Source organism: Aliidiomarina taiwanensis, assembly GCF_003987015.1.
Lineage (GTDB): Bacteria > Pseudomonadota > Gammaproteobacteria > Enterobacterales > Alteromonadaceae > Aliidiomarina > Aliidiomarina taiwanensis.
The window spans coordinates 471,822-483,587 of sequence record NZ_PIPQ01000002.1; the positions used below are offsets into that span (position 1 = coordinate 471,822).

An 11,766-nucleotide genomic window follows, 5' to 3' on the forward strand; every position below is an offset into this window, starting at 1 on the left:
AACACTATGCAAGCAGAACACTTAGAAATACTCGACTTTTTACGCCCATACCCGCCATTTCGCGAGTTGCCCGCTGAAGAGCTCGAGCATTTAGCTACAGTGGTGGATGTAGGTTACTTTAAGCGCGGCAGTGAAATACTCGCCTACAACCAACGGGTAAGTGACTTGCACGTGGTGCGCAGCGGCTCCGTAGAGGTGCTCACGCGCACCGGCGACTTGCATAACCGGCTGAGCGAAGGCGGCTTTTTCGCCGAAGGGGGCTTGTTACGGAATGGCCGGGTGCGCTACCCGGTCAACGCCTTAGAAGACACCCTTATTTATTACATCCCCGGGCGGGAATTTAATCGCCTGTACGATGAATACGAAGAATTCGCCGACGCCGTTGAAATTGAAGACAGAGAACGCTTAAAACGGACGGTCTCGCGCAGCCGTCAAGCCAGTGATCTCATGACCAGCACCATCGCCAGCTTAATTCAGCGCGACCCCATTGTCATCAGCCCAAACTGCACTGTGCGGCAAGCCGCGGAACTCATGACAGAAGAAGATGTGTCCTCCGTGTTTGTGCAAGCTGAAGGAGAAGACTTACCCGAAGGCGTGGTCACCGACAAAGACTTACGCCGCCGGGTGCTGGCCGTGGGTTTAAGCGACCAAGCGCCGGTTACCGACATTATGTCCTCCAACTTGGTGTTTATCGAAGCCAAACAGCGCATATTCGAAGCCATGCTGATTATGCTGCGAAAGAAAGTACGCCACTTGCCCGTGCTGCAAAACAACAAAGCCATTGGTGTATTGACCATGTCCGACTTGGTGCAGTACGAGTCCAAAAGCAGCCTGTATGTGGTCAGTAATATTTTCAAACAAAACACCCAAGAAGAATTAGCCGCCTTGGTAGACGACGTACGTGGCAGTTTTATTCGCCTGGTAGAAGAAGACGCCAACTCACGCATGATAGGCTCGGCCATGGCCGTGATAGGGCGAAGCTTTAAGCAGCGCCTGATAGAGCTGGCAGAAGAAAAGTACGGCCCAGCACCTGTGCCTTATTGCTTCTTGGCCTTAGGCTCCATGGCCCGAGGCGAGCAGCTTATTGTCACCGACCAAGACAACGCGCTGGTGCTCAGCGACCGTTTTATCCCAGAAAAACACGACGAGTACTTTCGTAAACTGGCCCAGTTTGTCAGCGACGGGCTCGACGCCTGTGGCTACCCTTATTGCTCGGGCAATATCATGGCCACTAACCCTGAGTGGCGCCAACCTTTAAGCAAGTGGAAAGCCTACTTTAGCGAATGGATAGACTACCCAACGCCAGAAGGCTTGTTGCATAGCTCCATCTTCTTTGACCTCGAAGGCGTGTGGGGGCGCACCGACTACGCCAATATGCTGAACGACCATATTCGGAAAAAGGCCCAGCGTAGTAAGCGCTTCCTCGCTTGCATGGCCCGAAATGCGCTAAACCGCACGCCGCCCCTTGGTTTTTTCCGCGACTTTGTCATGGAAAAAGACGGCAAACACAATAAGTCCATTAACACCAAGCGTCGCGGCACAGCGCCCTTAGCCGACTTAATTCGGGTACACGCCTTAGCCGTGGGCTCCAAGCGCCATAATAGTTTTGCTCGCCTAGAAGACATTCACGCCGCCAACACCCTGCCGAAAGGCCGGGCTGCTGACTTGCGCGACGCCTTGGAGTTTATTTCCATGGTACGTATTCGTCACCAAGCGGCCGCGCTGCAAAATGGGGAAGAGCCCAACAACAACGTGGCACCCGACGAGTTATCCGACTTTGAGCGTAATAACTTAAAAGACGCTTTCCAAATACTGAGTAATGCGCAAAAATTCTTGCGCTTTCAGTACCCCATGGGCCTTAGCTAACGCATGTTTTATCTCGACAGAAAGAAAATGAATCACGGTTCTGAAACCGTCACCGACTGGCGTGCCCGCTACCAAGAGCTGGAGCGGGAAGCGCGCGATCCTCGCTTAAAACGCTTCTATGAAGCAGGTATTGCAGCCGCCGACACGCCCATTAAAGACGTGCCCATGCTGGCGCTGGACTTCGAAACCACAGGTTTAGATGTGACCAAGCACGGCATTGTTAGTGTGGGCAGCATGCCCATGACCTTAAACCGCATTCAAACGGGTGCGAGTAAGTTTTGGGTGGCCAAGCCGCGCCGACCGCTGCTGGACGAGTCGGTGATTATCCACGGCATTACCCACAGCCAAATTGAAAACGCGCCCGACTTTCTCGAACACGTGCCGGAAATTTTAGAAGAAATGGCAGGGCGGGTGATGGTGGTGCATTACCGCGGCATCGAACGGCCGTTTTTTAACGAAGCCTTGATGAACCGCATTGGCGAAGGCATTGAGTTCCCAGTTATCGACACCATGGAGCTCGAAGCCCGTTTACACCGAGTCCAAAGCGGCCCTATTTGGCGGCGTTTTCGCGGCGTAAAACCCGTTTCCATCCGCCTTGCCGACTCGCGCAAGCGGTACAACCTACCGTGGTACCGCCCCCACGACGCCGTTATCGACGCCCTCAGCAGCGCCGAACTCCTGCAAGCACAAATCGCCTACCATTACAGCCCCGACACCCCCGTGCAAGATTTGTGGTGTTAACGAAACGGGCGGGTGTGGGCGTGGCCAAATGAATGTACGTCATGCAATGCATGACCTACGGGGAATGTGGGAATGTGTATGACCGTACGTCGCACCAATGCATGACGTACGGGGTGATGAAAAATGATTTACCGTAGGTACTGCATTGCAGTACGCCGCGCCAATGGTTGAACGTCAGGCAATGCCTGACCTACGTCGTGATCACAATGAAATCGGTATCGTTTACATGGTAGGTTAAACGTAGCGGTGGTCTTTTACGCTTGATTTTGTACAGGTTTATTCCACCAGTGAGCTTTGCACTTGGAATATGGGGCTCTTTAAGTCTTTCCGCTAACTTATTCTTGAAGTAGCTTTTATCGGTATCTCTTAGTCTGTGCCACTCCTTAAGCGCATCAGGGTGAAATTTTAACTTATAGGTCATCGAGCGAAACCGACACAGCTTCTTGTCCGTCATTTAACCGAGCATTTGCTTCCATAAGCAACGCAAGGTCCTCAACCGCATCAACCATCGACTCGAATAACTCTGGAGGAACAGCATAAAAACTCGGTTGATTGCTTTTTAAGACAGCAACAGCTTCTCCATTAGACTGTTCTAAAACAGCATTTGGGTTTGCTTTAAAATCAGTAATGCTGGTCGACACAGCTGCCATCACTTTAGAGATAGAACTCATATTTACCTCATGTTATAGACTTAAATATGGGTCTAATTATAGATCTATTTTAAGATTGTGCAATATTTGTTCGTCATGCCATGCATGACCTACGGGAATGTGAAAAATGAAAGGCGTAGGTCAGGCACCGCCTGACGCCGCGCCGATGGTTGAACGTCAGGCAATGCAACGTCATGCAATGCATGACCTACGGGGAATGTGAAAAATGGATGCACGTGCGGGTGCATATCGTACGGGAATGTGAAAAATGAATGGCGTACGGGTGCATATCGTACGGGAATTTGAAAAATGAATGGCGTGTGGGTACATATCGTGCGGGAATGTGAAAAATGGATGCACGTGCGGGTATGTGGGAATGTGTATGACCGTACGTCGCACCAATGCATGACGTCCGGGGTGATGGACAATGATTTACCGTAGGTACGGCACGGCCGTACGCCGCACCAATGCATGACCTACGGGGTGTTGGAACATGCATGACCGTTCATGGTTACTTCTTGTCAACGCTTATGCCGGCCCACTCTGGGGGGATTAGGCCGCGTTTCACATCGCGGTGGAAGGTTGAAAAGCGCCAATCTCCTACCTTACTCACCAAGCCATGATGCACAGGGTTCACATAGCAATACATAATATTTTCGTGAAGCTCTTTTTCCGTTTTAATAGTTTGCTCCCAAAACCTTGCCTGCCAAAGGCTTGAACGTCGTTCGCGGCGGTAATTGTCTGTTAAATCATCTCCCTGACCGAACTTTGAATATTTACTTGTTAAACGCTTTATCGTGCCTATGCGTTTGGAAAGTTGGTTGTCTTCAATACTTAAAATCAAGTGAAAGTGGTCGGGTAGCAACACAAAAGCATGGGTTTCAAAGGGCAGGGTTTTCTGCGTTTCAAGAATGGCAGCTCGTAACGCAGTACGTATTGTTGGCGTGGTAAGCACCTTTTTATTATTTAACGTATTTTGCGTTATAAAGTAATAGCCAGCGTTTTCATAATACCGAAACATATTTCCCATGATCACCCCCATAAATACCAATCAATATAGGGTGGGGCGTGTAGATATCCATTCAATTCCGTGATTACCCATGTTTTTGTCAGGCCATGCAACGTCAGGCAATGCAACGTCATGCAGTGCATGACCTACGGGGAATGTGAAAAATGAAAGGATGTAGGTCAGGCACGGCAACGTCAGGCAATGCCTGACCTACGGGAATGTGAAAAATGAAAGGATGTAGGTCAGGCACCGCCTGACGCTGCACCAGTGCATGACCTACGGGGAATGTGAAAAATGAAAGGATGTAGGTCAGGCACCGCCTGACGCCGCACCAATGCATGACATACGGTACGTGGGAATGTGGATGGCGTATGGATTAACGCCAGGGGCGGGTGTGGGCGTGGCAGATGGCGACGCCGAGGGCGTCGGCGGCGTCCTCTTGGGGGCGGCTGGGGAGCTTGAGGATGTGCATAACCATTTGTTGCACTTGCTCTTTTTTGGCGGCGCCTGTGCCCACTACGGCTTGCTTGATTTGACGGGCGGAGTATTCGGCAACGGCTAAGTCATGCTTGGCAGCGGCCACCATGGCAACGCCACGGGCTTGGCCGAGTTTTAAGGCGGAGTTGGGGTTTTTGGCCATAAACACTTGCTCAATGGCAAACTCATCGGGATTGAACTGAGCCACCAGCTCGGCCACACCATCGAAAATAATCTTTAACCGCTCGGCCATGCTAGGCTCGCCGTCGGCTTGGGTGCTGACACTGGTGGACGCGGCCCGAATACAGCCGCTGCCAAGGTAAGTAAGGCGCGCACCCTGTTGGCGTATAACGCCATACCCAGTAATGCGCGAGCCCGGATCAATGCCTAAAATAATGGACAATTAGTCGTACGCCTCAGGTGGAATGCTGGCGTTGTGATGCACTTCTTGTACGTCGTCTAAGTCTTCCAACATATCAATCAGCTTAATCACGTCTTTGGCGGTTTCGACATCCAGCTCAGCTTCGGTGGAAGCAATTTGCGCCACTTCCGCGTTGTCTGGGGTAAAGCCCGCTGTTTTCATGGCGTCCACCACGTTACCGAATTCAAACGGGTCTGTGTACACGTCAATGCTGCCATCGTCGTGGGTTTCCACGTCGTCAGCGCCGCTTTCAAGGGCCGCTTCAATAATGGCGTCTTCGTCGGCACCCGGCGCGTAGCTTAATACACCGCGCTTGGTGAATAGGTACGCTACCGAGCCGTCGGTGCCCAAGTTCCCCCCGTTTTTGGTGAAGGCATGGCGCACGTCACCGGCGGTACGGTTGCGGTTATCGCTCATGCATTCCACCATCACGGCCACACCGCCTGGGGCGTAGCCTTCGTAGCGAATTTCTTCCATGTTGTCGGCATCGAGCTCACCGGCGCCGCGGGCCACCGCGTTGTCGATGGTGTCACGCTTCATGTTATTGGAAAGAGACTTATCAATGGCGGCGCGCAAACGTGGGTTGGTGTCTGGGTCTGAACCGCCTTCGCGGGCGGCCACTACCAATTCACGAATAAGCTTAGTAAAAATTTTACCGCGTTGGGCGTCCTGGGCCGCCTTGCGGTGTTTTATGTTCGACCATTTGGAATGACCTGCCATTTGGGTTGAACCTCCATTTGTTATTTTCGTACGCGGTGCCACGTCAGGCAAGGCCTGACCTACGTTCGTTCATTTATTACATTTCGTAGGTCACGCACGGCATGACGGTACGGTGTATTTCACATTCCGTAGGTCATGCACGGCATGACGGTGCGGTGTTTTTTCACATTCCGTAGGTCATGCATGGCATGACGGTACGATGTGTTTTTTATATCCCGTAGGTCATGCACGGCATGACGGTGCGGTGTATTTTTATAACCCGTAGGTCACGCACGGCATGACGGTACGGTGTGTTTTTCACATTCAATCGTTATTTACGGAAATATTTAATTCTTTTAACGCTTCGGGGTTGGCGTAGCCAGGGGCGTCGGTGAGGACGCAGGCGGCGGTGGTGGTTTTCGGGAACGCAATCACGTCACGAATACTATTGGCACCAACCATTAACATCACCAAGCGGTCAAGGCCGAAGGCCAAACCAGCATGAGGTGGTGTACCGTACTTTAAAGCCTCAAGTAAGAAACCAAATTTCTCTTTCGCTTCTTCTTCGTTAATCCCTAAAATGTCAAATACAGCGGCTTGCATCTCGGCGTTATGAATACGCACCGAGCCACCGCCCACTTCACAACCATTCAGTACCATGTCGTAGGCATCTGAAATAGCCGCGGTTGGGTTGGCTTTTAATTCTTCTGGTGTTACACCCACAGGTGCGGTAAACGGGTGGTGAATGGCCGCAAAGCCGCCTTCGTATTCTTCAAACATAGGGAAGTCCACAACCCATAAAGGCTTCCAGCTGTCTTCCACCAGATCAAAGTCGTCACCGGCTTTCAAACGCAGCGCACCTAAGGCTTCGCTCACCACAGTAAAGGTGTCGGCACCGAACAACAGAATGTCGCCGGTTTCAGCGCCCGTACGGTTTAGAATCTCGGTCACCACGTCTTCAGGAAGGAACTTCAACACAGGCGACTGTAAGCCGTCCATGCCGGCGTCTTTGTCGTTCACTTTTAACCAAGCTAAGCCTTTAGCACCGTACACTTTCACGTAATCTGTGTACTCGTCAATTTGCTTCCGGGTTAAACGAGCACCGCCTGGAATGCGCAGCGCAGCCACACGGCCTTTCGGGTCGTTGGCAGGGCCAGCAAATACTTTAAACTCAATGTCTATAACAACATCGGCTATGTCTACTAACTGCATGGGGTTTCGCAGGTCCGGCTTGTCCGAGCCGTACAACCGCATGGCGTCGGCATAGCTCATCACCGGGAACGCACCTAAGTCCACTTCCAGCATTTCTTGGAAAAGCTCACGAATCAGCTGCTCTGTGGTGTTGCGCACCTCTTGCGCACTCATAAAGGTGGTTTCAATATCAATTTGGGTAAATTCAGGCTGGCGGTCGGCCCGCAAGTCTTCGTCGCGGAAGCACTTCACAATTTGGTAGTACTTGTCAAAACCCGACATCATCAGCAGCTGCTTAAACAACTGTGGCGACTGGGGCAGGGCGAAGAACTTGCCGTCGTGGGTCCGGGAAGGTACCAAGTAGTCACGAGCCCCTTCCGGCGTAGCCCGGGTCAGCATGGGGGTTTCAATATCTAAAAAGCCCTGGGCATCAAAGAAACGACGCACAGCACTGGCCACCTTGGCCCGAAACACGATTTTCTTATTCATTTCCGGGCGGCGCAGGTCTAAATAACGAAAACGCAGGCGCTGCTCTTCACTTACTTGGCTATTAAAGTCAATGGGCAGGGCGGCTGCTTTGTTTAAAATGGTCAGCTCCGTGGCCACAACTTCCACTTTACCCGTGGCCATGCGCTCGTTCACCTGACCTTCAGGGCGGGCACGCACCTCGCCTTTCAATTGAATACAAAACTCTTGGCGTAACTGGGTGGCCGCTTCTAAACTGGCCGCGTGTTCTGGGTCAAACACCACTTGCACCAAGCCTGTGCGATCACGCATATCGACGAAAATCAACCCGCCCAAATCACGACGTTTATGAACCCAGCCCGCTAAAGTAACGTTCTGACCAAGAAATTGTTCGGTGACTTCCCCGCAATAGTGACTACGCATTTGCTCTTTGTTCCTGTTTTCGCTGTTAGAGTTGTGAATGAGCCGTAGTATACGATACAGGGCGCTTGAGGTACAATTCACGATGCGCTTCAGGCTAAAAAAGTAAACAGTAGAAAAGGAACCCACATCCATGAGTTCACCACGCGACTCTATATATGCCACGCCCCAGGGCGAAGTGGCGGATTTTGCCTTCGACGATCGGGTGGCCGAGGTGTTTCCCGATATGATCAGCCGCTCCGTGCCAGGCTATGCCACCATAGTCCAAACCATGGGCATGCTGGCGGGCCAATACGCCCAAGAAAACAGCAAGGTGTACGACTTAGGCTGCTCTTTAGGCGCCACCAGCATTGCCATGAAGCAACATATTAAGCAGGCAGGTGTGGAAATTATTGGCGTGGACAACTCCGAAGCCATGGTGCAGCGCTGTCAGGCCCATGTAAATGCCTGGCGCGGTGAAGTGCCGGTGCATATAGAATGTGCCGATATTCTCGATGTTTCCCTGGAGCCCTGCTCTGTGGTGGCCATGAACTTCACCATGCAGTTTATCGACCCAGACCAGCGCGAAGCCTTGGTGCAAAAAATTTATGACGCCCTGTTACCCGGCGGTATGTTGCTGTTATCAGAAAAAGTACGCCACCTGGATGAAACTGCCGAAAACATTTTGGTGGACTTACACCACGAATTTAAGCGTCAAAACGGCTACAGTGAATTAGAAATATCGCAAAAACGCGCGGCCATTGAAAACGTGATGCGCATCGACACCCCAGGGCAACACCTTGCTCGCTTGGGAGCCGCCGGCTTTAGCACGGTGCAAAACTGGTACCGCTGCTTTAACTTTATGTCCTGGTTCGCTATTAAATAAGGCCCTCATCAAATGTACGACTTTACTCCTTTTTATGCTCGTTTAACCGAATCGGGCCTGGGCCACTGGCTCGAAACCTTGCCCGCTCGCATGCGCCACTGGCAGCAGCACCAGCAGCACGGCGAACTAAAAAAGTGGCAGCGCAGTATTGCCCAGTTACCTAGGCTGACGCCCAGCAGTGTAGACATCAGCAGCCAGGTGCGTATTGGTGAAGCAAGCGACGCCAACGACGGCGAAAAAGCCCGCATTCAAGGCTTGCTTTCGCAACTCATGCCGTGGCGTAAAGGCCCCTTCGACTTATTTGGCGTGCATATCGACACAGAATGGCGCTCCGACTGGAAGTGGGACCGTGTGTTTCCCCATATTAGCGACTTAAGCGGCCGCCGCGTGCTCGACATAGGCTGCGGCAGTGGCTACCACCTGTGGCGCATGAAAGGCGCAGGCGCCGACTTGGTGGTCGGTATCGACCCTACCCAGCTTTTTATGACCCAGTTTCAGGCCATCAAGCAGTATGTACCTGCAGACACGGCCCGCGACGTCGAGCTTTTACCCCTTGGCATTGAAGACATGCAGCCCTTACAGGCCTTCGACACTGTGTTTACCATGGGGGTGTTGTATCATAGACGCTCGCCCATCGACTTTTTGCAGCAGTGCTTAGACCAACTTAAGCCCGGCGGCGAGTTGGTACTCGAAACCCTCGTTATCGACGGTGACGAGCAGCGGGTATTGGTTCCCGGCGAGCGGTACGCCCAAATGGGCAATGTGTGGTTTATTCCCAGCACTAAGGCGCTGTGTCATTGGCTCGAACGCCTGGGCATGCAGAATATTCGGGTGGTGGATGAAAACGTCACCAGCCTGGAGGAGCAGCGCCAAACCGAATGGATGCAAGGCCAGTCATTGGCGGACTTCCTCGACCCAAGTGACCGCTCACTTACCGTGGAAGGATACCCAGCCCCCAAACGCGCCGTGGTGATTGCAACGAAGCCCCGATGATATACGGGCGGGTGAAATGCATGGCATACGGGCGGATGAAATGCGACATCGTAGGTCATGCATTGCATGACGTTGTACGGCATTGCCGTACGCCGCACACATGGTTGAGGATAATGAAGGAATTTAAATGATAGGACGTTTACAAGGCACGGTGGCGGTGAAGCATCCGCCCGAATTATTACTGGATGTACAAGGCGTGGGCTACGAAGTGCAGTTGCCCATGACCTGCTTTTACGAGCTACCGGAAGTCGGCCAGCCCGTGACCCTCTGGACCCACTTTGTGGTGCGGGAAGACGCCCAGCTACTCTTTGGTTTTACCACAGTAGACGAGCGCGCCTTGTTTCGCCTGCTCATTCGTGCCCAGGGCGTAGGGCCTAAGTTAGCCCTGACGATTATGTCCAGCCTAAGCGCCGGGCAGTTTGTGGCGGCCATTCAGCAAAGCGACATGGCCGTGCTAACAAAAATCCCCGGGGTGGGCAAGAAAACCGCCGACCGCCTGGTGGTGGAAATGAAAGACAAACTCAAAGACTTCACCGGCGCAGACTACGGCGATGCGCTCCCAAGCAGCGAAACAATGCCAGCGGCAGCGCCAAGTGCCGAGTCAGAGGCCTTGAGTGCACTGGTGGCCTTAGGGTATAAACTAGGCCAAGCAGAAAAAGTGGTGAAGAAAGTTGCACGTAGCGACATGAGCGCCGAAGATATTATTCGACACGCGCTGAAAGCCATGATGTAACCGACGTCCAGAAAAAATAAGCAAGACAAACAAAAGGAACACCCATGATAGAAGCGGATCGCATGATCCAACCCCAAGCCAGCACGGAAGACGAAGTGATTGATCGCGCCATTCGGCCGACCAAGCTTGCCGACTACACCGGGCAACAGCATGTGGTTGAACAATTAAGCATTTACATTGAAGCGGCCCGAGGCCGTAGCGATGCGCTCGATCACGTGCTTATTTTTGGGCCACCGGGCTTAGGGAAAACCACCTTAGCCAATATTATTGCCAATGAAATGGGCAGCAGCATTAAAACCACCTCTGGGCCTATTTTAGAAAAAGCCGGCGACCTCGCCGCTTTGCTCACCAATTTAGAGCCCAACGACGTGCTCTTTATCGATGAAATACACCGGCTTAGCCCCGTGGTGGAAGAAATACTGTACCCCGCCATGGAAGACTACCAGCTCGACATTATGATAGGCGAAGGGCCCGCGGCACGCTCACTGAAGCTCGACTTACCGCCCTTTACCCTAATTGGTGCCACCACCCGAGCTGGCGCCTTAACCAGCCCCTTGCGCGACCGCTTTGGCATTGTCCAGCGGTTAGAATTTTATAATGTGGCGGACCTCACCAAAATTGTCAGCCGCTCCGCCCACTTTCTCGACCTGAATATGGCCGAAGAGGGCGCACAGGAAGTGGCCAGCCGCTCCCGAGGCACGCCCCGTATTGCCAATCGGCTGCTCCGCCGAGTGCGTGACTTTGCCCAGGTGCGTTCGAATGGGCATATAAACAAAGACGTGGCCGGCCAAGCCCTGGATATGATCGACGTAGACCGCGCCGGCTTCGACTATATGGACAGAAAGCTATTAGAAGCTATTATGGACAAGTTCGACGGCGGCCCCGTTGGCCTTGAAAACCTCGCTGCCGCTATCGGTGAAGAAAAAGACACCATCGAAGATGTCATCGAGCCCTTTTTAATACAACAAGGCTTTATTCAGCGCACCCCCCGTGGGCGCATCGCCACCCAGCGGGCCTATGTGCATTTTGGGTTGAAGTAACGCGAAGTGTGCAAAATGTATCTGTGCGTCATGCCGTGCATGACCTACAAATGTGAAAATTGAACGAACGTAGATACCATCTCTCAATACCGATCTCTAGCTCTATTTTATGTAGCTAGAGGTCGATATTCTTGTTGATGTTTAATCACACCAAAACAAATTTGCATTAACTTACGCATTGCAGCGCCAACTGCCT

General features: G+C 52.4%; 12 protein-coding genes. 6 read left to right on the forward strand and 6 right to left on the reverse strand.

From position 1 onward, the window contains the following. Window positions 1-6 precede the first annotated feature (6 nt). Together CWE15_RS06600 and CWE15_RS06605 are read left to right on the forward strand one after the other, a co-directional pair. Window positions 7-1,866 (forward strand): DUF294 nucleotidyltransferase-like domain-containing protein, encoded by a 1,860-nt coding sequence (locus CWE15_RS06600; RefSeq protein WP_126757281.1) that lies wholly within the window; start codon window positions 7-9, stop codon window positions 1,864-1,866. 27 nt (window positions 1,867-1,893) lie between these two features. Further along, window positions 1,894-2,607 carry a 3'-5' exonuclease gene (locus CWE15_RS06605; protein WP_241971860.1) on the forward strand — a complete coding sequence of 238 codons (714 nt, stop codon included), beginning with the start codon at window positions 1,894-1,896 and terminating at the stop codon, window positions 2,605-2,607. Between the two features lie 190 nt (window positions 2,608-2,797). On the opposite strand, the gene CWE15_RS06610 is transcribed toward CWE15_RS06605, so the two are convergent. The 6 genes from CWE15_RS06610 to aspS form a co-directional block, all read right to left on the reverse strand. After that, window positions 2,798-3,061: a type II toxin-antitoxin system RelE family toxin gene (locus tag CWE15_RS06610; protein WP_338022901.1), complete on the reverse strand. Its 264-nt coding sequence runs from the start codon at window positions 3,059-3,061 to the stop codon at window positions 2,798-2,800. Beyond that, on the reverse strand, window positions 3,018-3,278 hold the full coding sequence (locus CWE15_RS06615; RefSeq protein WP_126757284.1) for a type II toxin-antitoxin system Phd/YefM family antitoxin: 261 nt from the start codon (window positions 3,276-3,278) through the stop codon (window positions 3,018-3,020). The genes CWE15_RS06610 and CWE15_RS06615 overlap by 44 nt, the downstream gene beginning before the upstream one ends. A 490-nt stretch (window positions 3,279-3,768) precedes the next feature. Next, window positions 3,769-4,287, reverse strand: a complete 519-nt coding sequence (locus tag CWE15_RS06620) for an REP-associated tyrosine transposase (protein ID WP_157980724.1) — start codon at window positions 4,285-4,287, stop codon at window positions 3,769-3,771. 355 nt (window positions 4,288-4,642) lie between these two features. Further along, on the reverse strand, window positions 4,643-5,146 hold the full coding sequence (ruvC, locus tag CWE15_RS06625; protein ID WP_126757286.1) for a crossover junction endodeoxyribonuclease RuvC: 504 nt from the start codon (window positions 5,144-5,146) through the stop codon (window positions 4,643-4,645). Further along, a complete protein-coding gene (locus CWE15_RS06630) occupies window positions 5,147-5,884 on the reverse strand; it encodes a YebC/PmpR family DNA-binding transcriptional regulator (RefSeq protein WP_126757287.1) in 738 nt (245 codons plus the stop codon). Window positions 5,885-6,187: 303 nt separating this feature from the next. Next, window positions 6,188-7,942 (reverse strand): aspartate--tRNA ligase, encoded by a 1,755-nt coding sequence (gene aspS, locus CWE15_RS06635; RefSeq protein WP_126757288.1) that lies wholly within the window; start codon window positions 7,940-7,942, stop codon window positions 6,188-6,190. A 130-nt stretch (window positions 7,943-8,072) separates the two neighbouring features. On the opposite strand from aspS, the gene cmoA reads away from it, so the two are divergent. From cmoA to ruvB, 4 genes are all read left to right on the forward strand, one after another. Then, on the forward strand, window positions 8,073-8,804 hold the full coding sequence (gene cmoA / locus CWE15_RS06640) for a carboxy-S-adenosyl-L-methionine synthase CmoA (RefSeq protein WP_126757289.1): 732 nt from the start codon (window positions 8,073-8,075) through the stop codon (window positions 8,802-8,804). A gap of 12 nt (window positions 8,805-8,816) precedes the next feature. Next, window positions 8,817-9,797 (forward strand): tRNA 5-methoxyuridine(34)/uridine 5-oxyacetic acid(34) synthase CmoB, encoded by a 981-nt coding sequence (cmoB, locus tag CWE15_RS06645; RefSeq protein ID WP_126757290.1) that lies wholly within the window; start codon window positions 8,817-8,819, stop codon window positions 9,795-9,797. 127 nt (window positions 9,798-9,924) lie between these two features. After that, a complete protein-coding gene (gene ruvA / locus CWE15_RS06650) occupies window positions 9,925-10,530 on the forward strand; it encodes a Holliday junction branch migration protein RuvA (protein ID WP_126757291.1) in 606 nt (201 codons plus the stop codon). A gap of 44 nt (window positions 10,531-10,574) precedes the next feature. After that, window positions 10,575-11,570 (forward strand): Holliday junction branch migration DNA helicase RuvB, encoded by a 996-nt coding sequence (ruvB, locus tag CWE15_RS06655; RefSeq protein WP_126757292.1) that lies wholly within the window; start codon window positions 10,575-10,577, stop codon window positions 11,568-11,570. The last annotated feature ends 196 nt before the right edge of the window (window positions 11,571-11,766 follow it).

Bases quoted from the DNA above. Each gene is read 5' to 3' on its own strand.
- CWE15_RS06615 (WP_126757284.1), bottom strand. From the start codon at position 3,278: ATGAGTTCTATCTCTAAAGTGATGGCAGCTGTGTCGACCAGCATTACT.
- CWE15_RS06600 (WP_126757281.1), top strand. From the start codon at position 7: ATGCAAGCAGAACACTTAGAAATACTCGACTTTTTACGCCCATACCCG.
- cmoA (WP_126757289.1), top strand. From the start codon at position 8,073: ATGAGTTCACCACGCGACTCTATATATGCCACGCCCCAGGGCGAAGTG.
- CWE15_RS06610 (WP_338022901.1), bottom strand. From the start codon at position 3,061: ATGACGGACAAGAAGCTGTGTCGGTTTCGCTCGATGACCTATAAGTTA.
- ruvB (WP_126757292.1), top strand. From the start codon at position 10,575: ATGATAGAAGCGGATCGCATGATCCAACCCCAAGCCAGCACGGAAGAC.
- cmoB (WP_126757290.1), top strand. From the start codon at position 8,817: ATGTACGACTTTACTCCTTTTTATGCTCGTTTAACCGAATCGGGCCTG.
- CWE15_RS06605 (WP_241971860.1), top strand. From the start codon at position 1,894: ATGAATCACGGTTCTGAAACCGTCACCGACTGGCGTGCCCGCTACCAA.
- CWE15_RS06630 (WP_126757287.1), bottom strand. From the start codon at position 5,884: ATGGCAGGTCATTCCAAATGGTCGAACATAAAACACCGCAAGGCGGCC.
- ruvA (WP_126757291.1), top strand. From the start codon at position 9,925: ATGATAGGACGTTTACAAGGCACGGTGGCGGTGAAGCATCCGCCCGAA.
- aspS (WP_126757288.1), bottom strand. From the start codon at position 7,942: ATGCGTAGTCACTATTGCGGGGAAGTCACCGAACAATTTCTTGGTCAG.
- CWE15_RS06620 (WP_157980724.1), bottom strand. From the start codon at position 4,287: ATGGGAAATATGTTTCGGTATTATGAAAACGCTGGCTATTACTTTATA.